Annotated in this window: 16 protein-coding genes and 1 riboswitch; of the genes, 9 read left to right on the top strand and 7 right to left on the bottom strand. The window is 72.4% G+C overall.

Annotated features, from left to right (window positions below; genetic code table 11):
* Positions 1-73: 73 nt before the first annotated feature.
* Together HZS56_RS19690 and HZS56_RS19685 are read right to left on the bottom strand one after the other, a co-directional pair.
* Positions 74-1168 carry a sensor histidine kinase gene (locus tag HZS56_RS19690; protein WP_216722037.1) on the bottom strand — a complete coding sequence of 365 codons (1095 nt, stop codon included), beginning with the start codon at positions 1166-1168 and terminating at the stop codon, positions 74-76.
* Positions 1161-1856, bottom strand: coding sequence for a response regulator transcription factor (locus tag HZS56_RS19685; protein ID WP_216722036.1), 696 nt, complete (start codon positions 1854-1856; stop codon positions 1161-1163). The genes HZS56_RS19690 and HZS56_RS19685 overlap by 8 nt, the downstream gene beginning before the upstream one ends.
* 314 nt (positions 1857-2170) lie before the next feature.
* Here HZS56_RS19685 and HZS56_RS19680 point away from each other — a divergent pair, with 314 nt between their 5' ends.
* Entirely contained in the window at positions 2171-3409 is a 1239-nt protein-coding gene (locus HZS56_RS19680; protein WP_216722035.1) for a cytochrome P450, read from the top strand.
* Positions 3410-3552: 143 nt separating this feature from the next.
* On the opposite strand, the gene HZS56_RS19675 is transcribed toward HZS56_RS19680, so the two are convergent.
* Positions 3553-4815 carry an FAD-dependent oxidoreductase gene (locus tag HZS56_RS19675; protein ID WP_216722034.1) on the bottom strand — a complete coding sequence of 421 codons (1263 nt, stop codon included), beginning with the start codon at positions 4813-4815 and terminating at the stop codon, positions 3553-3555.
* A 201-nt stretch (positions 4816-5016) separates the two neighbouring features.
* Here HZS56_RS19675 and HZS56_RS19670 point away from each other — a divergent pair, with 201 nt between their 5' ends.
* A complete protein-coding gene (locus HZS56_RS19670) occupies positions 5017-7266 on the top strand; it encodes an MMPL family transporter (RefSeq protein WP_216722033.1) in 2250 nt (749 codons plus the stop codon).
* Between the two features lie 99 nt (positions 7267-7365).
* Complete coding sequence (locus HZS56_RS19665) at positions 7366-8553, top strand: citrate synthase/methylcitrate synthase (RefSeq protein WP_216722032.1); 1188 nt, start codon at positions 7366-7368, stop codon at positions 8551-8553.
* 182 nt (positions 8554-8735) lie between these two features.
* On the opposite strand, the gene HZS56_RS19660 is transcribed toward HZS56_RS19665, so the two are convergent.
* Both HZS56_RS19660 and HZS56_RS19655 read right to left on the bottom strand, forming a co-directional pair.
* The gene (locus HZS56_RS19660; RefSeq protein WP_216722031.1) at positions 8736-8972 is read right to left on the bottom strand and encodes a hypothetical protein; all 237 of its coding nucleotides are present in this window, start codon (positions 8970-8972) and stop codon (positions 8736-8738) included.
* Positions 8973-9226: 254 nt separating this feature from the next.
* The gene (locus HZS56_RS19655; protein ID WP_216722030.1) at positions 9227-9775 is read right to left on the bottom strand and encodes a DUF6082 family protein; all 549 of its coding nucleotides are present in this window, start codon (positions 9773-9775) and stop codon (positions 9227-9229) included.
* A 318-nt stretch (positions 9776-10093) separates the two neighbouring features.
* On the opposite strand from HZS56_RS19655, the gene HZS56_RS19650 reads away from it, so the two are divergent.
* Entirely contained in the window at positions 10094-11209 is a 1116-nt protein-coding gene (locus tag HZS56_RS19650) for a CobW family GTP-binding protein (RefSeq protein WP_216722029.1), read from the top strand.
* On the opposite strand, the gene HZS56_RS19645 is transcribed toward HZS56_RS19650, so the two are convergent.
* Positions 11206-13662 carry a DNA gyrase/topoisomerase IV subunit A gene (locus HZS56_RS19645; protein WP_216722028.1) on the bottom strand — a complete coding sequence of 819 codons (2457 nt, stop codon included), beginning with the start codon at positions 13660-13662 and terminating at the stop codon, positions 11206-11208. The two genes, HZS56_RS19650 and HZS56_RS19645, sit on opposite strands and share 4 nt — an antisense overlap.
* Positions 13663-13969: 307 nt before the next feature.
* On the opposite strand from HZS56_RS19645, the gene HZS56_RS19640 reads away from it, so the two are divergent.
* From HZS56_RS19640 to HZS56_RS19625, 4 genes are all read left to right on the top strand, one after another.
* Entirely contained in the window at positions 13970-15358 is a 1389-nt protein-coding gene (locus HZS56_RS19640) for a M16 family metallopeptidase (protein WP_216722027.1), read from the top strand.
* Positions 15355-16743, top strand: a complete 1389-nt coding sequence (locus HZS56_RS19635) for a M16 family metallopeptidase (protein WP_216722026.1) — start codon at positions 15355-15357, stop codon at positions 16741-16743. The genes HZS56_RS19640 and HZS56_RS19635 overlap by 4 nt, the downstream gene beginning before the upstream one ends.
* Positions 16744-16935: 192 nt before the next feature.
* A riboswitch (cyclic di-AMP (ydaO/yuaA leader) is annotated at positions 16936-17101 on the top strand.
* Between the two features lie 12 nt (positions 17102-17113).
* Positions 17114-17878, top strand: a complete 765-nt coding sequence (locus tag HZS56_RS19630; protein WP_216722025.1) for a M23 family metallopeptidase — start codon at positions 17114-17116, stop codon at positions 17876-17878.
* 208 nt (positions 17879-18086) lie between these two features.
* Positions 18087-18782, top strand: coding sequence for a GntR family transcriptional regulator (locus HZS56_RS19625; RefSeq protein ID WP_216722024.1), 696 nt, complete (start codon positions 18087-18089; stop codon positions 18780-18782).
* A 262-nt stretch (positions 18783-19044) separates the two neighbouring features.
* Here HZS56_RS19625 and HZS56_RS19620 read toward each other — a convergent pair whose 3' ends face one another.
* Positions 19045-19326 (bottom strand): HPr family phosphocarrier protein, encoded by a 282-nt coding sequence (locus HZS56_RS19620; RefSeq protein WP_031035284.1) that lies wholly within the window; start codon positions 19324-19326, stop codon positions 19045-19047.
* A gap of 199 nt (positions 19327-19525) precedes the next feature.
* Between HZS56_RS19620 and HZS56_RS19615 the strand changes: the two genes are divergently transcribed.
* The coding region (locus tag HZS56_RS19615; RefSeq protein WP_253914523.1) for a GNAT family N-acetyltransferase at positions 19526-21641 on the top strand (2116 nt) is incomplete at its 3' end.

The following is a 21641-nucleotide window of genomic DNA, read 5'->3' as shown; positions in this document are numbered from 1 at the left end:
ATACGTTGCCGATACGCAGCCTGCCGCGTCCTGCCCCGCCCCGCCCCCGCTCCGGCGGTGGGCGGGGCCCGTTTCACGACTGCGAGTGCGTACGCGCGGGCAGTTGCACCGTGATGCGCAGGCCGCTGGTGTCGCGCGGGGTGAGGCTGAGGGTGCCGTCGTGTGCGCGGGTGATGGTGGCGACGATCGCCAGGCCGAGACCGACGCCCGCCTGGTCGGCGTGGATGCGCTCGGTGCTCCGCTGGAAGGGTTCGGTGAGCGTCGAGACCAGTTGCGGAGTCATTTTGTCGCCGGTGTTCTCGACCGTGAGCATCACGGAGCCGGGCTGGGCGCTGGTGGTGACCCACACCATGCCCTGTCCGGGCAGGTTGTGGACGATCGCGTTGTGCACGAGGTTCGTGGTCAGCTGCTGCAGGAGCGCCGGCGATCCGCTCGTGGGGGTGACGTCGCCGCCGGTTTCGATGGTCACGCCGTGTTTTTCCGCCAGCGGGAGGAGCGTTTCGGTGGCCTCTTCCACCAGGAGGGACAGGTCGACCGGCTCGCGGGTGAAGGACCGCTGGTCGGCACGGCTGAGCAGGAGCAGTGCCTCCGTGAGATCGATCGCCCGGGCGTTGACGGCGCGGAGGCGGTCGATGACTTCGCCGGTGTCGTGGTTCGGATCGGTGCCGGCCACGTCGAGGAGCGTCTTGGAGATCGCCAGCGGGGTACGCAGCTCATGAGAGGCGTTGGCCGCGAATCTGCGCTGCTCGGCGACGTGCGCTTCGAGCAGCGCGAGCATCGCGTCGAACGCGTCGGCGAGTTCGCGGAACTCGTCCCGGCGGCCCGGCAGCCGGATACGGTGCGAGAGCGATCCGGGCGCGGCCGCGCGGGTGGCGTCCATGATGCGGGTCAGGGGAGCGAGCATGCGGCCGGCGAGGATCCACCCGCCCACGAGACCGAACACCAGCAGGAACGCCATCACGGTGGCCGCCGCCGGGGCGAAGCTGCGCAGGAGGAACCTGCCCGGCGGCGCGATGATCACCCCCGCTTCGTTGTCCCAGGTCAACTCCTGGTACCGCAGGAGAAAGGCCGCCAGGGCGGCGAGCACCAGAACGGCGGGGAGGATGAGGAAACCCGTGTAGCTGAGGGTGAGTTTGAGACGAACGCTCGGCCCGGGCGCCCTATCCACGGTCGCCTCTGGTGCCCCTGGCCTCCGGCTGTGCGGCGATGCGATAGCCGACGCCCGGCACGGTGGCGATGATCCAGGGCTCGCCGAGACGCTTGCGCAGGGCCGAGACGGTGATCCGCACGGCGTTGGTGAACGGGTCGGCGTTCGCGTCCCACCCGCGCTCCAGAAGCGCTTCGGCGCTGACGACACCGCCTTCGGCGGTGACGAGGATCTCGAGCACGGCGAACTGCTTCCTGGTCAGCGCGACGTAGCGGCCGTCCCGGTAGACCTCGCGCCGGAACGGGTCCAGCCGCAGCCCCGCGATCTCACGGACCGGGGGCCGGCTGTGGGCACGCCTGCGGTCGAGCGCCCGGAGCCTGAGGACGAGTTCCTTCAGTTCGAACGGCTTCGTGAGGTAGTCGTCCGCGCCGAGTCCGAAGCCGGACGCCTTGTCGTCCAGGCGGTCGGCCGCGGTCAGCATGAGGATCGGCATCCCGCTGGCCGACGCGACGATGCGCTTGGCGACCTCGTCACCGGAAGGGCCGGGAATGTCGCGGTCCAGGACGGCGATGTCGTAGCTGTTGGCGCCCAGCATCTCCAGGGCGGTGCCGCCGTCGCCCGCGAGGTCGGCCGCGATCGCCTCCAGGCGCAGGCCGTCGCGGATGGCTTCCGCCATGTACGGTTCGTCCTCCACGATCAGCACACGCATACGCCCGATGCTACGAGTGGCCACATATGGTCCGCGTATCAAAAAGCACATCCGCTCCGCCGGCGCCGCGCCACCGCCCCCGAAGTGTCGGCACCGCTCTCGGCCCGTATCCGGGGACGGCGTCCGGTCGCCGTGCCCCGCCCGGCCGCACGATCCGCCGGCCCGCACGCACGACCCGCCGGCCGACCGCGCCACCGGCGGAAGGCGCCGCCCACCCGGTTCAGCCCGCCTTTACCCCCTCACAAGGCCTCCCTGCGACCCTCCCCGGACAGTGCCGGCACGCCGGTGAATCCCCCAAGCATGGAGGCCACACGATGGACACCGCCTCAGCGCACCCCGCCGAGCCCGAGGCCGGGGCGGAGACCGCGCTGCCCTACCCCTTCCACCGCCCGTCGGCGGTGGAGGTGCCGCCCGTCTACGAGGACCTGCGCGCCAAGTGCCCCGTGGCCAAGGTGCGGTTGCCCAGCGGGGACGAGGGGTACGTCGTCAGCCGCTACGAGGACACCCGCACGGTGCTGTCCGACCTCCGGTTCAGCCGCGCGGCGATGCTGGCCGAGAACGCCCCCCGTCTCACCGCTGCCCCGCCCATGCCCGGCAGCCTGTTCACCATGGACCCGCCCGAGCACACCCGGGTCCGCAAGCTCGTCTCGCGGGAGTTCACCGCCCGCCGGGTGCAGAACCTCCGCCCCCGCATCCAGGAGCTCACCGACGGGATGCTGGACGAAATGGAGAAGCTGTCGCCGCCGGTCGACCTCAACCCCGTCTTCGCGTTCCCCCTGCCGGTGATGGTCATCTGCGAGCTGCTCGGCGTGCCGTTCGAGGACCGGGGCCGCTTCCGGGGCTGGTCCGACGCCTTCGTCTCGCTCACGGCACACAGCGAGCAGGAGGTGATGGAGCAGCGGATGGCGATGGTCCAATACCTCGCCGATCTCGTCCGGCGCAAGCGCGAGGAGCCCGCCGACGACCTGATGAGCGCCCTGGTCGCCGTGCACGACGAGGACGGCGACCGCCTGAGCGAGCACGAACTGATCACCATGGGCATCACCCTGCTGGTCGCCGGCCACGAGACCACGGTCAGCATGATCGGCAAGTGTGTGCTGACCCTGCTGCGCAGCCCCGAGCACCTGGCCGCGCTGCGGGATCGCCCGGAGACGATCGAGCAGGTGGTGGAGGAACTGCTGCGGATCAACCCCATCGGCGACGGCGGCCCGTTCCGCGTCACCCTGGAGGACGTCGAGCTCGCCGGCACCACGATCCCCAAGGGCAGCGGGGTCGTCGCGGCGGTCGCCTCCGCGAACCAGGACCCGGACCGCTTCGGCGAGGCCACCGGAGCCTTCGACCCCGCACGGCCGTCCGCCACCGCCCACCTCGCCTTCGGCCACGGCGCGCACTTCTGCCTGGGGGCCGCGCTCGCCCGCGCCGAGCTGCAGATCGCCCTCTCCTCACTCGTCCGCCGCTTCCCCCGCCTCGCCCTGGCCGACGACCTGGAGAACCTCTCCCTGACCAGCGGCATGATGGTCCACGCCCTGGAGCGCGTCCCCGTCACCTGGTGAACCCCCGGCGGCCGGACCACTGCCGCCGAACCGCCACCGCCGCTGAACCGCCACCGCCGCCGAACAGCCGCCGCACGAAGGCCGTTGCCCGGACCCCACCAGGAGTCCGGGCAACGGCCTTCGCGGTGCCGCCCGTACGCGGCTCAGACGGGCCGCACGCTCTCGCGCCTCACCCGCTCGGCCACCACCGGACCGGGCTGCTGCACCTGGAAGTACGCCCGTGCCAGCACCCGCTGCTGCAGCGACCGGTTGCGGTCCACGACCCGGTACAGCGAGCGCCGGAGGGCACCCCCGAGCCGCCCGTGCAGCGCGAACAGCCGTTCCTGGCGCAGCTGCAGGGCGCGTGAGCGGCGTACCGCCTCCGCACGGGACTCCTGGAACCGCTCCCCGGCCCGCAGCAGCGCCTGCGTGCCGCCGCCCGCGGCCATCGTCTCCTCGACCAGTGGTGCCAGCGTGACGGCGTCGATGATGGCGTGGTTGACGCCCTGGCCGAGGATCGGGGTCAGCGTGTGCGCGGCGTCGCCCATCAGGACCAGCCCGGCCGTGGACCAGCGCGGCACCACGGTGGTGAAGATGTCCAGCATCGACGTGTCCGACCAGGACCGCACCTCTTTGCGCACGGTGCCGGACAGTTCGGGGGCGAGCCGGTCCAGGCGCTCGTGCAGCGCACCGAGCCCCTGGGCGCGCAGGTCCTTCAGACCGCCCTTGGGGATGTTGAGCCCCACCCGGACGCTGTCGGGGTGGGTGGGGATGAACAGGCCGTGCTCGCCGCCGCGGATGCGGATGCGGTACGTGTGGTAGTCCCACTCGGCCGGGAAGGGCAGCCGCAGCCAGACGACGTCCCGGTCCAGCGGCAGCTTCTCGTACGGCAGCCCGGACATCTCCCGGACCTTGCTGAACCGCCCGTCGGCCGCCACGGTCAGCGCCGCCCGTACGGTGATCTCCCCGTCCGGGGTGCGGGCGCGCACCCCGGTGACCGGACCGCTCTCGCCCCCGTCCCGGAGCAGACCCACGACGGTGGCCGACTGGCGCAGCGTGAAACCGGCGTGCTCGCGGCCGACCTCGGCGAGGGCGGACAGCAGGGCGGGCTGCGGCAGTTCGACCGGGTAGGGGTGCGGGTAGCGGTAGTCGGAGAAGTCGGTGCGCAGCACGGTGGAGCCGCCGTCGGCGATCTCCATGTGGTGCATCTGGGCGTAGGTCCCGTCGAGCCGGCCGAGCAGCCCGAGCCGGTCGAGCAGCCAGACCGAGTCCGGCGACACCGACTCGCCGCGGAACGACCGGTTGAAGTGCCCGCTCTGCTCCAGTACCACCACCGACACGGAACGCTTGGCGAGCTCCACGGCGAGCGTGAGGCCGGCCGGCCCCCCTCCGACCACGCACACCTGTGCGGTCAGCTCAGCTGTCATCTCATGCTGCCTCTCCAGCGGACGTCATGGTCGGCCGATCCTGCGGCCGCCGCCTAAAGCTCGCCTTGCAGCGGCACCCCCTCACCCGCGCCCTCACCCGCGCCGGAACGTTCGCTTCAGTGAGATTTCAGAGCCGTGCCCGACGCTGGCGGAAGCAGTTCGTCCGCGCTGCGCTCCCGTGGGCTCGAAGGAAGGAACCCCATGTTCTCCGCTCTGGGCTTGGCCCTGCACCGGCGGCGCGTCGCCGTCCTCCTGCTGGCCCTCCTCGTCACCGCCCTGGCCACCGTGTACGGGGGCACGGTGTCGGAGAAACTCACCAACAGCCTGTCCGACTACGACGATCCGGGCGGCGGCAACGTCGCCGCCCGGGAGATCATCGGACGGGCGACGGGCATCGACCCGCAGCAGGGCTACCTGCTCCTGGTGGAGACCGACGAACCGGTCGCGGCCGGCGACCCCGCGCCGGCCGCCGTGACCGCCGCGGCGGAACTGCTGCGCTCCCGCCCCGAGGTCGAGCAGGTGGTCGACTACACCTCCGACGGCGGGTCCGCCCTGGTCGCGACCGACGGCAGCAGCACCCTGGTCGTCGGCAACGTCGGCGCCATGACCGACCAGGAGAGCCGGAAGGCAGAGGAACTGCTCCAGCAGGCCATCAAGGACGACCCCGACCTGCGCGGCCGTACCTGGCTCGGCGGCGCGACCCCCGGCCACGTCCAGGTCGGCCAGGTCTCCGACGAGGACCTGACCCGGGCCGAACTGCTCAGCCTGCCCGTCATCCTCGTCCTCCTCTTCCTGGTCTTCCGGGGACTGGTGGCCGCTCTGGTGCCGCTGCTCGGCGGCATCGTGTCGCTGCTGCTCAGCATGGCGGGCCTGCGCGTCGCCACCGACTTCATGAACGTCTCCGCCGGGGCGATGAGCCTCGCCTTCGCCCTGGGCCTGGGCCTGTCCATCGACTTCGGCCTGCTGATCGTCTCCCGCTACCGTGACGAACTGGCCGCCCACGGTCCGGGCGCACAGGCGTTGCGCCGTACGGTCGCCACCGCAGGCCGCACCGTGCTCTTCAGCGCCCTCACCGTGGCCGCCGCGCTGGCCGCCCTGACGGCCTTCCCGCACCCCTACCTGCGCTCCATGGGGCTGGCAGGGGTCATCACCGTCGTCTCCGCGGCCCTGTTCGCCCTCCTGGGACTGCCCGCGTTCCTGGCCGTCCTCGGCGCCCGCATCAACTCCCTGGCCCCGCGCCGCTGGCAGCGCACGGCGGGCTCCGCGCAGTCCACCGAGGGCCGCTGGCACGGTGTCGCCCGGACCGTGATGCGCCGCCCCGCCGTCTTCGCGCTGCTCGCCACCGCGGTCCTGCTGGCGATCGCCTCCCCGCTGGCGGGCGTCCGCTTCGTCGGCGTGGACGCGACGTCCCTGCCGCAGGAGATCAGCGCCGGCCGGGTGGCCGCCGTCGTCGACCGGGACTACGACGCCCAGTCCGCCTCCCCCCTGCAGATCGTGCTCGACACGGGCGCCGCACCGGACAGCGCCCGGCTCACCGACTACGCCGAGCGCGTCGCGGACGTCGACGGCGTCGAAGCGGTGGGCGCACCGGTCGAACTGGACGACCGCCACTGGCAGATCGACGCCGTCCTGACCGACAACCCGCTGGACGACCCGGCCATGGACGCCGTCGAGGCCGTACAGGACGTGACAGCCCCGTACCCCGCCCGGTTCGCCGGTGCGACGGCGGACTTCCTGGCCCAGCGCGGGAGCATCGCCGACAGCCTGCCGCTGGCCGGCGGCATCCTGGCCCTGGTCACCCTGCTGCTGCTGTTCGCCTTCTCCGGCTCGGTGGTGCTGCCGCTGAAGGCCCTGCTGATGAACCTGCTCTCCACCGGCGCCGCGTTCGGCTTCCTGGTGTGGGTCTTCCAGGACGGCAACCTCGGCTTCGCCGCCCAGAGCGGACTGGAGGCCACGACGCCCGTCCTGGTCTTCGCGATCGCCTTCGGCCTGTCCACCGACTACAACGTCTTCCTGCTGAGCCGCATCAAGGAGGCCCGCGCCGAGGGCATGGGCGACCGCGAGGCGGTGGCCCACGGCCTCGCCCGCACCGGCTCGATCGTGACCTCGGCCGCCGTGCTGTTCTGCGTCCCGGTCGGCGCGCTCGCCCTGTCCCGGCTGGTCTTCATCCAGGAACTCGGCCTGGGCGCGGCGTTCGCGGTCCTCGTCGACGCCACCGTCGTCCGGGCCCTGCTGGTCCCCTCCCTGATGGCGCTCCTCGGCAAGGCCAACTGGTGGGCACCGTCCCCCCTGCGCGCCCTGCACCGGGCCCTGCGCCTGGACCGCATGGAGCCCCCGGCCACCGCTCCGACGCCGACGCCTCCGCCGTCCCCCTCCGCCCCGGCCACCGACACGGCCACCGACACGGCCACCGACACGGCCACCGACACGGCGAAGACTCCGACCGCCTGACCCGGAGTCGCATGTGCATCCCATCCACATTGATTCAATCAATATTGACAGGGAGAGAGTCAAGTATGGACAGTTGAGTCACGTGCTAGGAGGCGAAACATGTCCGTCAACAAGACCGCAGCCACCAGTTCCAGTGGCGGCACCGCGCCTGTCGAAGTGCCGCGCGGACTCGCGGGTGTCGTGGTGGCCGACACCGAGGTCGGCGACGTCCGGGGGCTCGAGGGCTTCTACCACTACCGGCAGTACTCGGCCGTCGAGCTGGCCGAGAGCCGTGGCTTCGAGGACGTCTGGCACCTCCTGGTCCACGGTGAACTGCCCGACGCACGCCGGGGCGCGGCCTTCGCCGCCGAGACCGCCGCCCTGCGCCGGCTGCCCGCCGCCGTGCGCGCGGCACTGCCCGCCGTCGCCGAGGCGGGCGGGCGCTCCGGACCCCTCGCCGGGATGCGTACGGCGCTGTCCCTGCTGGGAGCCGCGCGGGGGTTCGGTCCCGTGTACGACCTCCCGGACGACCGGCGGCGTCAGGACACCCTCGTGGCCGCCGCGGCCGTACCGACGCTGCTCACCGCCCTGTACCGGCTGGGCCGGGGACTGGAACCCGTGGAGCCCCGCGAGGATCTTTCCTACGCCGCGAACTACCTCTACATGCTGACCGGCACGGAGCCGGACGCGGAACGCACACGGGCGATCGAGCAGTACCTGATCTCCACCATCGACCACGGATTCAACGCGTCGACCTTCACCGCGCGGGTCATCGCCTCGACCGGTGCGGACGTCGCGGCCTGTCTCACGGGAGCGGTGGCGGCACTGTCCGGACCGCTGCACGGCGGGGCGCCCAGCCGTGCGTTGGACACCCTGGACGCGATCGGGACGCCCGAGCGCATCGACGGGTGGATCCGCGAGCGGGTGCTCGCCGGCGAGCGCATCATGGGCTTCGGTCACGCCGTCTACCGCACGGAGGATCCGCGCTCGCGGATGCTGCGCGACGTGGCGCGGCGGTTCGGCGGTCCGCGCGTGGCGTTCGCCGTCGAGGTGGAGCGACAGGTCGAGGCGATCCTCGCGGAGCTCAAGCCGGGGCGGGAACTGCACACCAACGTCGAGTTCTACGCGGGCGTCGTCATGGAACGGTGCGGCCTGCCGCGCGAGATGTTCACGCCGACGTTCGCGGCGGCGCGCGTGGTCGGCTGGAGCGCGAACATCCTGGAGCAGGCGGCGGACTCGAAGATCATCCGCCCGGCGGCGCGGTATGTGGGCCCGGGGGCGCCGGTGGGGGTCCCGGCGGTGGCCTGAGGCCGTCCCGGCGGTGGCCCGAGGCCGTCCGGGAAGTGCTCTCAGACACACCAGCGGCCTGGTGCCGTTCGGGCGCCAGGCCTGGTCGGGGAGCGTCGAGCAAGGACGGGGTGCCGGCTGCTCGCCGGGTGGTGGTGTCCGGCGCGGGTGGCGGTGGGTACGGCCGGAGACACGTGATGACGTCAGGCGTCGGGGATGTCCGCCTTGGCCCGGACGAGGGTCTCCCGGCTCACGACGACGATGCGTTCGTAGTCTGCGCGGCCGGCGTCGGCGGGCAGCTCACGCTCCAGCGCCTCGGTTGCCTCGGTGCCGATGACGGCGAAATTGCCGTCGCTCAGTTCGAACACGTCGGGGCAGGTGGAGGTCGAGGTACTGCCACGGGCGCTCGGAGGCACACCGATGCGGCGGACGATCTTCAAAGGTACCGATCCTTGGCTTCGGCCAGAGTGACTCTGGACAGGGTGACAACGGTGGGCACACGCTACTGGTGTTTGTGGGGCCACAGTGCATTGCTGACCGAAATGTCCCCATGTCGTGTCAGGTGCCGTCCCGGGTTGACCCGCAGGTTGACCCACGTTGACTCGCCTTGATCCGACTTGATCCGCCTTGACCGGACGGGGCGGACGGGCGGACGGGCGGACGGGCAGGCGGGGGCGACGGGGCGCCGGGAGTCTCAGTCGCCCGGAGGCGTGCCGACGACCCACCACTCGTCCGTGTCGGCCGCGTCGATGTCCTCCACCAGGCCGTCGACCATGCGCCCCATCCGCGCCTCGGCGGAGTTCTCGTCGAGGGAGGCGCGCATGTGCCGCGACGCCTCCCAGTACGCACGGAATATCGGGCTCTGGAAGTACTCCCGGAGGGCCGCGTACAGCTCCTCACGGGTCACCAGGCCGGCCTGGTGCACGTGGTAGAGGTACACGTACCAGGCGTTGGCGTAGATGAACTGACGGCGCCGCTCGGCCGGGATGCTCTTGTCGTACGGATCCATGACCTCGGCGAGTGTCGGATCGTCGAGTGCCCGGGTCAGCAGTTCCCAGTGCATGCGCTGCTGATGGGCCAGCGACGTGCGCCGGACGGTCAGTTCGTCCAGCTCCAGCCGCGCCCGGCTGCGGGCCGCCGTCAGTCGCAGCCGCCGCGCGGCCAGCGACAGTCCGGCCGTGGCGGCCAGCATTCCGGCCGCCGCGGGGCCGAACCTCCCCGTGATCTTCTTCCGTGTGACCATGTCAACCCCCGATTCAGGCGACCGCCCACCGGTCGTCGAGTGCGGGTCGGCTGACGGGAACCGGCGAGCGATGGGTGGTGCTGCCACCTCCAGGGTGCCGAGCGGCGCTGACCGGCGGGGAGGCGGAGAGGCGGCGCACGGAGGGAAGCGAGGGTCGCACGGTCCGGCGCCTGAACAACGTCTGCCCGGCGCGGACTGCTGACAATCGTTCACTCCGCGGGCACGGCGCCGGCTCGTATCCTGAACAGGGCAGTCCGGTACGCGGGAGTACTCCCCGCCGGGGGCCGGCGTACGCGTAGGTGAGAGAGAGGTCGCACGGTGGGGCAGCGCCCGACTCCGCAGCAGGTTCCGGTCGTCGTACTCGCCGGATTCCTCGGCTCCGGCAAGACCACACTCCTCAACCACCTCCTCCACCGCAGCGGAGGCAGCCGTATCGGCGCCGTCGTCAACGACTTCGGCTCGATCGAGATCGACGCGATGGCCGTCGCCGGCGCCCTCGGTGACTCCACCGTCTCGCTCGGCAACGGGTGCCTGTGCTGTGCCGTCGACGCGAGCGAACTCGACGGGTACCTGGAGCGGCTGACCCGGCCCGAGGCCGGCATCGACGTGGTCGTCATCGAGGCCAGCGGGCTCGCCGAGCCGCAGGAGCTGGTGCGCATGCTGCTCGCCAGTGAGCAGCCCGAGGTCGTCTACGGGGGTCTCGTCGAGGTCGTCGACGCCGCCGAGTTCGACGCCACCCGCGCCAGGCACCCCGAGATCGACCGGCACCTGGCGCTGGCCGACCTGGTCGTGGTCAACAAGACCGACCGGGCCCCCGACGCCGCACGCGTACTGGCTCTCGTGCGCTCGCTGGCCGACGGCGCCGCCGTCGTGCCCGCCACCTACGGCCGTATCGACCCCGAGTTCCTCTACGACTGCCGGCCCGCCGAGGAGCGCATCGGGCAGCTCTCCTTCGACGACCTGCACGAGCACGCCGCGGGCGGCGCCGCGCACGCCGGGCACCTGCACGCCGACTACGACACCCTCTCGTTCGTCTCCGACGTGCCGCTCGATCCGCGCCGGCTCATGCGGTTCCTGGACAGCCGGTCCGAGGGCCTCTACCGGATCAAGGGGTACGTCGACTTCGGCCCGTACGACACGCGGAACCGGTACGCCGTCCACGCCGTCGGCCGCTTCCTGCGCTTTCGCCCGGAGCCCTGGGGACCCGCCGACGACCGCCGCACCCAGCTCGTCCTGATCGGCTCCGGCATCGACGCCCCGGCCCTCGGCAAGGAACTCGACGCCTGCCGCAGGGCCGCCGACGCCCCGCCCGCCGACGAGCACGGCATGTGGGGCGTCCTGCGCTACGTACGCGACCCGGACGGCGAGGAACCGGACGGGGCGGCCCCCGGCGCCGAGGCCGCGGCCGCCGGGGAACCGCCTCCCGCGTCCTAAGCCGGGCCCGCCACCACCGACACCGTCTTCGGCAGCGACACGCCCGAGCCGTCGCGCCGCGGGTCGATGTCCGGAAGCTCGGCCGGGGTGCCGTTCTTCTGCGCGGCGCGGGCCGGAACGGTGCCCGCCCAGGCGAAGGCCAGGCAGTCCTCGCCCTTCAGGAACCGCTGGCAGCGCACACCGCCCGTGGCGCGGCCCTTGCGCGGGTACTGGTCGAACGGCGTGAGCTTGGCCGTGGTCTGCACGGAGTCGTCCAGCGTGCCGCGCGAACCGGCGACCGTGAAGACCACCGCGTCGGCCGCCGGGTCCACCACGGTGAACGAGATCACCTTGGCGCCGTCGGCGACCTTCACGCCCGCCACGCCGCCCGCCGGCCGGCCCTGCGGGCGTACCTGCGAGGCCTGGTAGCGCAGGAGCTGCGCGTCGTCGGTGATGAAGACCAGGTCCTCGTCGCCGGTGCGCAACTCGGCCCCGCCGACGATCCGGTCGCCTTCCTTGAGGGTGATGACCTCCAACTCGTCCTTGTGGGACGGGTAGTCCGGCACCACCCGTTTGACGACGCCCTGCTCCGTGCCCAGCGCCAGGCCGGGCGAGGACTCGTCCAGGGTGCTCAGGCAGACGACGTCCTCGTCGTCCTCCAGGGACACGAACTCGGCGAGCGGCGCGCCGCCCGCGAGGTTCGGGGACGGCATGGACCCGGGGAGCTGGGGCAGGTCCACCACGTTCACCCGCAGCAGGCGTCCCGCGGACGTCACCACGCCCACCTCGCCGCGTGTCGTCGCCGGCACCGCCGAGACGATCAGGTCGTGCTTGACGCGCTTCGCGCCCTCCTCCGTGACGAGGGCGTCGTCGTTCGCCGTACGGGCCAGCAGACCCGTCGAGGACAGCAGCACCCGGCACGGGTCGTCCGCCACCTGCAGCGGCACCGCGGCGACCGGGGAGTCGCTCGACTCCAGCAGCGTCGTACGCCGGTCGGTGCCGAACTTCTTGGCCACCGCCGCCAGTTCGGCCGAGACCAGCTTGCGCAGCTCCGCGTCCGAGTCGAGGATCCGGGTCAGCTCCTCGATCTCCGCGTTCAGCCGGTCCTTCTCGGACTCCAGCTCGATCCGGTCGTACTTGGTGAGGCGGCGCAGCGGCGTGTCCAGGATGTACTGGGTCTGGACGTCGCTCAGCCCGAAGCGCTCCATCAGGCGCTGCTTGGCCTGCGCCGAGTTCTCGCTGGAGCGGATGAGCCGGATGACCTCGTCGATGTCGACCAGGGCCGTGAGCAGGCCCTCCACCAGGTGCAGCCGGTCCCGCTTCTTGGTCCGGCGGAACTCGCTGCGGCGCCGTACGACGGTGAAGCGGTGGTCGAGATAGACCTCCAGCAGCTCCTTGAGGCCCAGGGTGAGGGGCTGGCCGTCCACCAGGGCGACGTTGTTGATGCCGAAGGACTCCTCCATGGCCGTCAGCTTGTAGAGCTGCTCCAGGACGGCCTCGGGCACGAAGCCGTTCTTGATCTCGATGACCAGCCGCAGCCCGTGCTCGCGGTCGGTGAGGTCCTTGACGTCCGCGATGCCCTGGAGCTTCTTCGAGCCCACCAGGTCCTTGATCTTGGAGATGACCTTCTCGGGGCCGACCGCGAAGGGCAGTTCGGTGACGACGAGGCCCTTGCGGCGGGCCGTCACCGTCTCCACGGAGACGGTCGCGCGGATCTTGAAGGTGCCGCGGCCCGTCGCGTACGCGTCCCGGACGCCCGGCAGGCCGACGATCCGGCCGCCGGTGGGCAGGTCGGGGCCCGGCACGTGCTTCATCAGCGCGTCGAGGTCGGCGTTCGGATGCCGGATCAGGTGCCGGGCCGCCGCGATCACCTCGCGCAGGTTGTGCGGCGGCATGTTCGTGGCCATGCCGACCGCGATGCCCGAGGCGCCGTTGACCAGCAGGTTCGGGAAGGCCGCGGGGAGCGCGACCGGCTCCTGCTCCTGCCCGTCGTAGTTGGGTCCGAAGTCGACGGTGTCCTCGTCGATGGACTCCGTCATCAGGCTGGTGGCCTCGGCCATCCGGCACTCGGTGTACCGCATGGCGGCCGGCGGGTCGTCGTTGCCCAGGGAGCCGAAGTTGCCGTGGCCGTCGACCAGGGGCACCCGCATGGAGAACGGCTGGGCCATGCGCACCAGCGCGTCGTAGATCGACGCGTCGCCGTGCGGGTGCAGCTTGCCCATCACCTCGCCGACGACGCGGGCGCACTTCACGTAGCTGCGCTCGGGGCGCAGCCCCATCTCGTTCATCTGGTACACGATGCGGCGGTGCACCGGCTTGAGGCCGTCGCGGGCGTCCGGCAGTGCGCGGGAGTAGATGACCGAGTACGCGTACTCGAGGAAGGAGCCCTGCATCTCGTCGACGACGTCGATGTCGAGGATCTTCTCCTCGTACGCGTCGTCGGGCGGCGGGGTCTTCGTACTACGGCGGGCCATCGCTGCCGGCTCCTTGCTGAAGCGTGAACGGTGATCTGACGCGGTCCATTGTGGACTGTGCCACTGACAGCGACCGACCAGGACCCGTCACGGGGTGCCCGGCCCCCGGCCCGGCGCTGCCCGCAGGGTACGCCCTCGGGCGCGGCGGACCGTCAACCGCGTGCTCGCTCTCGGCGTACGGCGCCCGGGAACTCCACCGGTGTCCCGCACGCTTGCATACAGTGGCGGGACCGGCGGAATCCCGCAGTTCCGCCCACTGATTCCACCCAGTGATTCCGCCAAGGATTTCGCGATCGAAGGGACGTACATGCCCATGGGTCACACGGCCACCGCCCAGGCAGGCTCCGGCGGCCTGACAGCGACCGAGCACCGCCTGGCCAACGGCCTGCGCGTGGTGCTCTCCGAGGACCACCTGACCCCGGTCGCGGCGGTGTGCCTCTGGTACGACGTCGGCTCCCGCCACGAGGTCAAGGGACGCACCGGCCTGGCTCACCTCTTCGAGCACCTGATGTTCCAGGGCTCCGCCCAGGTCAAGGGCAACGGCCACTTCGAACTGGTACAGGGCGCCGGCGGCTCGCTCAACGGCACCACCAGCTTCGAGCGGACCAACTACTTCGAGACCATGCCGGCCCACCAGCTGGAGCTCGCCCTCTGGCTGGAGGCCGACCGCATGGGCTCCCTGCTGTCCGCCCTCGACGACGAGTCGATGGAGAACCAGCGGGACGTCGTCAAGAACGAACGCCGCCAGCGCTACGACAACGTGCCCTACGGCACCGCGTTCGAGAAGCTGACCGCCCTCGCCTACCCGGAGGGCCACCCCTACCACCACACGCCGATCGGCTCGATGGCCGACCTGGACGCGGCGACCCTGGAGGACGCGCGCGCGTTCTTCCGCACCTACTACGCGCCGAACAACGCGGTGCTGTCGGTCGTCGGCGACATCGACACCGAGCAGACCCTCGCCTGGGTCGAGAAGTACTTCGGCTCCATCGCGTCCCACGACGGCAAGCAGCCGCCCCGGGACGGTTCGCTGCCCGACGTCATGGGCGAGCAGCTGAGGGAGGTCGTCGAGGAGGAGGTGCCCGCCCGCGCCCTGATGGCGGCCTACCGCCTGCCCGAGGACGGCACACGCGCGTGCGACGCCGCCGACCTGGCGCTCACCGTCCTGGGCGGCGGCGAGTCGTCCCGCCTCTACAACCGGCTGGTGCGGCGCGACCGCACGGCCGTGGCCGCCGGGTTCGGCCTGCTGCGGCTCGCCGGCGCGCCCTCCCTGGGCTGGCTGGACGTGAAGACGTCCGGTGACGTCGAGGTGCCGGTCATCGAGGCCGCCGTCGACGAGGAGCTGGCCCGCTTCGCCGAGGAGGGCCCCACGGCCGAGGAGATGGAGCGCGCCCAGGCCCAGCTGGAGCGGGAGTGGCTGGACCGGCTGGGCACGGTCGCGGGCCGCGCCGACGAACTGTGCCGGTACGCCGTCCTGTTCGGCGACCCGCAGCTCGCCCTCACCGCCGTGCAGCGGGTGCTGGAGGTGACGGCGGACGAGGTCCAGGAGGCCGCCCGGGCCCGCCTGCGCCCCGACAACCGCGCGGTGCTCGTCTACGAGCCCACCGCCCCCTCCGACGAGAACGACGCGGACCCGAACGCCGAGCACGCCGAGCACGCCGAGAACGCCGACGACAACGAGGAGGCGGCCAAGTGACCGAGCTCGCCACGATGGAATTCCACGCCCGGCCGCAGGCCGGCGAGCCCAAGCCGTGGGCCTTCCCGGCCCCCGAGCGCGGCAGCCTCGCCAACGGCCTCACCGTGCTGCGCTGCCACCGCCCCGGCCAGCAGGTCGTGGCCGTGGAGGTGCTCCTCGACGCGCCCCTGGACGCCGAACCGGCCGGTCTCGACGGTGTCGCCACCCTCATGGCCCGCGCCTTCTCCGAGGGCACCGACAAGCACTCCGCCGAGGAGTTCGCCGCCGAGCTGGAGCGCTGCGGCGCCACCCTGGACGCGCACGCCGACCACCCCGGTGTCCGGCTGAGCCTGGAGGTGCCCGCCTCGCGCCTCGCCAAGGCCCTCGGCCTCCTCGCCGACGCCCTCCGGGCGCCCGCCTTCGCGGACGGCGAGGTCGAACGGCTGGTGCGCAACCGGCTCGACGAGATCCCGCACGAGCTGGCCAACCCGGCCCGGCGCGCCGCGAAGGAACTCTCCAAGGAGCTGTTCCCGGCGGACTCCCGCATGTCGCGCCCCCGCCAGGGCACCGAGGAGACGGTCGCCGCGGTCGACTCGGCCGCCGTACGCGCCTTCTACGAGCGGCACGTCCGTCCCGCCACGGCCACCGCGGTCGTCGTCGGCGACCTCACCGGCCTCGACCTCGACGCGCTGCTCGGCGACACCCTGGGCGCATGGACGGGTTCGGCCGCCGAGCCGCGGCCCGTGCCCGCGGTGACCGCCGACGACCGGGGCCGGGTCGTCATCGTCGACCGTCCCGGCGCCGTCCAGACGCAGCTGCTCATCGGCCGCACCGGCTCGGACCGGCACGACCGGGTGTGGCCCGCACAGGTGCTCGGCACCTACTGCCTCGGCGGCACCCTCACCTCCCGCCTGGACCGGGTCCTGCGCGAGGAGAAGGGCTACACCTACGGCGTACGGGCGTTCGGGCAGGTCCTGCGGTCCGCGCCCGACGGCACGGGCGCCGCCATGCTCGCCATCAGCGGCTCCGTCGACACGCCCAACACCGGTCCCGCACTGGAGGACCTGTGGACGGTGCTGCGCACGCTCGCCGCGGAGGGGCTCACCGACGCAGAACGCGACGTGGCCGTGCAGAACCTGGTGGGCGTGGCACCGCTGAAGTACGAGACGGCGGCGGCCGTCGCGAGCACCCTCGCCGACCAGGTCGAGCAGCACCTGCCCGACGACTTCCAGGCGACGCTCTACCGCCAACTCGCCGCCACGGGCACCGTGGAGGCCACCGCGGCGGTCGTCAACGCCTTCCCGGTGGACGGCCTCGTGACGGTCCTCGTCGGTGACGCGGCCCAGGTCAAGGAGCCCGTGGAGGCCCTCGGCATCGGCGAAGTCACCGTGGTGGCGGCCGAGTAGCGGCACACGCGCGTGCGGCCCTGGTGACCGGAGTGTCACCAGGGCCGCCGTTTGTCCGGATTGAGGGAGTGGCTGTCCGTATGCCCTGTGGTGTGCGCTACAAAAGGCCGGTTGTGTTTGAGGATTGAAGACAACCCCGTTTAGCGTCGTCCGGGCTGTTCGTCAGGTGCAGTACGCCGCATCCGCGGCACCGGACAGTCATCGCCGAGTCCCCGTACGGCGCGAGCCAGGGGAGCCGGGGACCCACCGCAGTCCCTGGGGTGAATCGGACGCCCGCGCGCGCAGCGATGGGGGTCCGTAGGAGACCTTCCTGCTCCGAACCCGTCAGCTAACCCGGTAGGCGAGAGGGAAGGAAAGGACCAGCCTCTACATGGCGTTCACGCGCGCCACCGGGAAGCACCGCCGTACCGGCCGGATGCACCGATCCACCGCCCGCGCGGCGGGAGTCGCGGCCCTCGCCACCACCGGCGTCGTCGGCACCCTCGCGGCCCCGGCGCTCGCCGCCGAGCCCGAGGTGGAGCAGAGCGGGCTCACCCCGGTCGTCACCATCGGCGACTCCGTGGCCGAGGAGATCGACGCCCAGGCCGTCGCACAGAAGCAGGCCGCGGCGGACGCCGCCGCCCGCGAGGCCGCCCAGGAGGCGGCACGCGAGCGGGCCGCCGAGGCGGCGGAGGAGGCCCGCGAGGCCAAGGAGCGAGCCGCGCGGGAGGCGGAGCGCAAGCGCCTCAACACCTTCGTCGCGCCGATCACGGCCTCCTACGTCTCCACCGCGTACCAGGCCGGCAGCTCCCTGTGGTCCTCCGGCAGCCACACCGGCATCGACTTCCACGCCGCCGGCGGCACCACCGTGCACGCGGTGGGCGTCGGCACCGTCGTCGAGGCCGGCTGGGGCGGGGCGTACGGCAACCAGGTCGTGATCCGGATGCACGACGGCACGTACACGCAGTACGGGCACCTGTCGTCCGTCGGCGTCGCGGCCGGCCAGTCGGTCGAGCCCGGCCAGCAGATCGGCCTCTCCGGTGCCACCGGCAACGTCACCGGACCCCACCTGCACTTCGAGGCCCGTACGACCCCGGAGTACGGCTCGGACATGGACCCCGTGGCCTACCTCCGCTCCCACGGCGTCGACGTCTGACGGCGGACAGCACGGCACCACAGGCCCCGGCCCCGGCCCCCACCTGGCCGGGGCTTTCCGCATTCCTGCCGCCGCGCCGGCCCCGCCGGGGTCGGCCAAAAAACGTCCATGAAATCCGCTCCGCCGCCGGTATTCCCGCACGATTGGCCTAGAGTCGTTGAATACGTCAATCGTCGACGTTGCACGGGGATTAAGACGGAGGTCGGGCATGCGTATTCCGACGCATTCGGTGTGTACGGCGATCCGGGACGACATCGTGACCGGGGTGCACGCCCGTGGGAGCAGACTCACCGAGGAACTCCTGGCCCGCCGCTACGGAGTCTCGCGCGTCCCCGTGCGCGAGGCCCTGCGGACGCTGGAGGCCGAGGGGTTCGTGGTGACCCGGCGGCACGCGGGCGCGTGCGTCGCGGAACCGAGCGAACAGGAGGCCGCCGACCTCCTGGAGACCCGCACCCTCCTGGAGCCGCTCGGTGCGGCCCGGGCCGCACGCCGCCGCACCGACGCCCACCTCAGGGTGCTGCGCGGACTGGTCAGGCTCGGCCAGGAACGGGCCAGGCAGGGCGCGGGCGAGGAACTGCGCTCGCTGGGCGGCTGGTTCCACGAGACCCTCGCCCAGGCGGCCGGCAGCCCCTCACTGACGGCCCTGCTGACCCAGCTGCGCCACAAGATCGCCTGGATGTACGCCGTGGACGTGCCGGCCGGCCCGGTGGAGTACTGGGCCGAGCACGGCGCGATCCTCGACGCGGTGGCCCGGGGGGACGGCGAACGGGCCCGTGCGCTGATGACGCTGCACATCGAGCGGTCCGCGCCGGCCCACCGGCTGCGCTTCGCCCCCGGCGCCGGGCGCACGGGGCGTGTGAGGAACCCGCAACCTCCCGTAAACACGGCGAGTGTGCGGCGGTAACGCGGGCGCCGTATACAAGGAGATGGAAATCGGCGGTGCTTTTTCCGCTGCCCCGGGATGTGCGGGAAATGCCCCGGAGTTCCGGGGCGGGTGGATATCCGACCCTGTGCGGTCCTCGAAGGGAAGCTCGACGGAAAGCTCGAAGGAAAGGCGGCCTTCGAGAGAAAAGAGAAAGGCCCGCCCGGTGGTCCGGGAGGGCCTTTCCGTGCTGCGGTCCTCAGAGGGGAGTGCCGCTGTCCGTCACGGGATCTCGGGCGGTTCCTCAGACGGTCTCGGGCAGTTCCTCGAGCCCCTCGGCGACCAGCTTCGCCAGCCGGTCCAGGGCGGCGTCCGCGCCCTCGGCGTCGGAGGCGAGGACGATCTCCTCGCCGCCCTGGGCGCCGAGGCCGAGGACGGCCAGCATGGAGGCCGCGTTGACGGGGGACCCGTCGGCCTTGGCGATCGTCACCGGGACGCCGGTGGCCGTGGCGGCCCGGACGAAGATGGAGGCGGGGCGGGCGTGGAGACCCTCGGCCCAGCCGACGTTGACGCGGCGCTCAGCCATGTGATGCTGCCCTTCAGGTGTTCAGGCGGTTCAAGTTGTCCAGACCGTCTTGTCTAGACCAGTTTCCCACATCGTGAAGCGGGCCGGGACGGCCACGGTGTGCCGCCCCCGACGCGCACCGGGCCGCGGCCCCGGTCCGGTGCCGGTGTCCACAGGCTGCCCCGCGCCGCTGTCGTACGCGAGCCGTACGCTGGGGCCCATGCAGACCTCGTCGGACCGGCACGAGTACCCCGCCCACTGGGAGGCCGACGTGGTGCTGCGCGACGGCGGCACCGCACGCGTCCGCCCCATCACCGTTGATGACGCCGAGCGCCTGGTCAGCTTCTACGAGCAGGTCTCCGACGAGTCGAAGTACTACCGCTTCTTCGCGCCGTACCCTCGCCTGTCCGCCAAGGACGTCCACCGCTTCACGCACCACGACTTTGTGGACCGGGTGGGACTCGCGGCCACCGTCGGCGACGAGTTCATCGCCACCGTACGCTACGACCGGATCGGCGCCGGCGGAACACCTGCCCCGGCCCCGGCCGACGAGGCCGAGGTCGCCTTCCTCGTCCAGGACGCCCACCAGGGGCGCGGCGTCGCCTCGGCGCTCCTGGAGCACATCGCCGCGGTCGCCCGCGAGCGCGGCATCCGGCGCTTCGCCGCGGAGGTGCTGCCCGCCAACAACAAGATGATCAAAGTCTTCATGGACGCCGGGTACACCCAGAAGCGCAGCTTCGAGGACGGCGTGGTCCGCCTCGAGTTCGGTCTCGAACCCACGGACCGGTCCCTCGCCGTGCAGTACGCGCGCGAGCACCGCGCGGAGGCCCGTTCCGTCCAGCGGCTGCTCCAGCCCGGCTCCGTCGCGGTCGTCGGCACCGGCCGCGCACCCGGCGGCGTCGGCCGCAGCATCCTCGCCAACATCCGGGACGCGGGCTTCCCGGGCCGGCTGTACGCCGTCAACACGGCCTTTCCCGAGGACCGGAAGGAACTCGACGGGGTTCCCGCGTGCCGCTCCGTGCGCGACATCGACGGTCCCGTCGACCTCGCCGTCGTCACCGTGCCCGCCGAGCACGTCCCCGACGTCGTCACCGAGTGCGGCGAGCACGGCGTACAGGGACTGGTGGTCGTCTCCGCCGGATACGCCGACAGCGGCCCCGACGGACGGGAACGCCAGCGTGCGCTCGTGCGGCACGCGCGCACGTACGGCATGCGGATCATCGGGCCCAACGCCTTCGGGATCATCAACACCTCCCCGGACGTGCGGCTCAACGCCTCCCTGGCCCCGGAGATGCCGCGCACCGGACGCATCGGCCTGTTCGCCCAGTCCGGCGCGATCGGCATCGCTCTGCTGTCCCGACTGCACCGGCGCGGCGGCGGGGTCACCGGCGTCACCGGCGTGTCGACCTTCGTCTCCTCCGGCAACCGGGCCGACGTCTCCGGCAACGACGTCCTGCAGTACTGGTACGACGACCCGGAGACCGACGTCGCCCTGATGTACCTGGAGTCCATCGGCAACCCGCGCAAGTTCACCCGCCTGGCACGGCGGACCGCGGCCGCCAAGCCACTGGTCGTGGTGCAGGGGGCCCGGCACGGCGGGGTGGCACCGCAGGGGCACGCCGTGCGGGCGACGCGGCTGCCGCACGCGACCGTCTCCGCGCTGCTGCGGCAGGCCGGCGTGATCCGGGTCGACACGATCACCGACCTGGTGGACGCCGGACTCCTGCTCGCCCGCCAGCCGCTGCCCGCCGGACCCAGGGTGGCCATCCTGGGCAACTCGGAGTCACTGGGACTGCTGACGTACGACGCGTGCCTCTCCGAGGGGCTGCGCCCGCACCCGCCCCGGGACCTGACGACGGCGGCCTCGGCGGACGACTTCCACGCGGCGCTGTCCCGGGCCCTGTCCGACGACACGTGCGACGCGGTGGTGGTGACCGCGATCCCGACGCTGGGGGAGGGGGCCGCCGGGGACGCCGCGCTGGCCGGGGCCCTGCGGTCGGCGGCGGCAGCGGTGCCCGACAAGCCGGTGCTGGTGGTCCACGTGGAACTGGGCGGCCTGGCCCAGGCCCTCTCGGCAGCCGCGAGCACCGCCCCGCGGGCACCCCGGCCCCCGGGTCCGCAGACGCCGCCGTCCGACGCGTCCCGCCCGGTCGCGCAGGCCGGGCCGACCGGGCCGACCTCCGGTCGTCAGACACCGCTGCCCCCTTCCGATGCGTCCCGCCCCCGGGCGGCGGGCGCGCGGGCCCCCCGCCCGCCGGCGGCGCCGGGCGGGGGCGCCCGGGGGGGGGGGGCGCGGGGGGGGGGGCCCCCGGGGGGCCCCCGGCCGCGCCCGCCGC

It is taken from the genome of Streptomyces mayonensis (assembly GCF_018982965.1).
GTDB classification, from domain to species: domain Bacteria; phylum Actinomycetota; class Actinomycetes; order Streptomycetales; family Streptomycetaceae; genus Streptomyces; species Streptomyces mayonensis.
This window is presented reverse-complemented; position numbering and strand designations above follow the sequence as displayed.

What these genes read in the sequence shown, in the direction of transcription:
- HZS56_RS19670 (WP_216722033.1), top strand. Translation starts at nt 5,017, where the DNA reads ATGTTCTCCGCTCTGGGCTTGGCCCTGCACCGGCGGCGCGTCGCCGTC.
- HZS56_RS19640 (WP_216722027.1), top strand. Translation starts at nt 13,970, where the DNA reads ATGCCCATGGGTCACACGGCCACCGCCCAGGCAGGCTCCGGCGGCCTG.
- HZS56_RS19620 (WP_031035284.1), bottom strand. Translation starts at nt 19,326, where the DNA reads ATGGCTGAGCGCCGCGTCAACGTCGGCTGGGCCGAGGGTCTCCACGCC.
- HZS56_RS19665 (WP_216722032.1), top strand. Translation starts at nt 7,366, where the DNA reads ATGTCCGTCAACAAGACCGCAGCCACCAGTTCCAGTGGCGGCACCGCG.
- HZS56_RS19645 (WP_216722028.1), bottom strand. Translation starts at nt 13,662, where the DNA reads ATGGCCCGCCGTAGTACGAAGACCCCGCCGCCCGACGACGCGTACGAG.
- HZS56_RS19655 (WP_216722030.1), bottom strand. Translation starts at nt 9,775, where the DNA reads ATGGTCACACGGAAGAAGATCACGGGGAGGTTCGGCCCCGCGGCGGCC.
- HZS56_RS19680 (WP_216722035.1), top strand. Translation starts at nt 2,171, where the DNA reads ATGGACACCGCCTCAGCGCACCCCGCCGAGCCCGAGGCCGGGGCGGAG.
- HZS56_RS19675 (WP_216722034.1), bottom strand. Translation starts at nt 4,815, where the DNA reads ATGACAGCTGAGCTGACCGCACAGGTGTGCGTGGTCGGAGGGGGGCCG.
- HZS56_RS19685 (WP_216722036.1), bottom strand. Translation starts at nt 1,856, where the DNA reads ATGCGTGTGCTGATCGTGGAGGACGAACCGTACATGGCGGAAGCCATC.
- HZS56_RS19630 (WP_216722025.1), top strand. Translation starts at nt 17,114, where the DNA reads ATGGCGTTCACGCGCGCCACCGGGAAGCACCGCCGTACCGGCCGGATG.
- HZS56_RS19625 (WP_216722024.1), top strand. Translation starts at nt 18,087, where the DNA reads ATGCGTATTCCGACGCATTCGGTGTGTACGGCGATCCGGGACGACATC.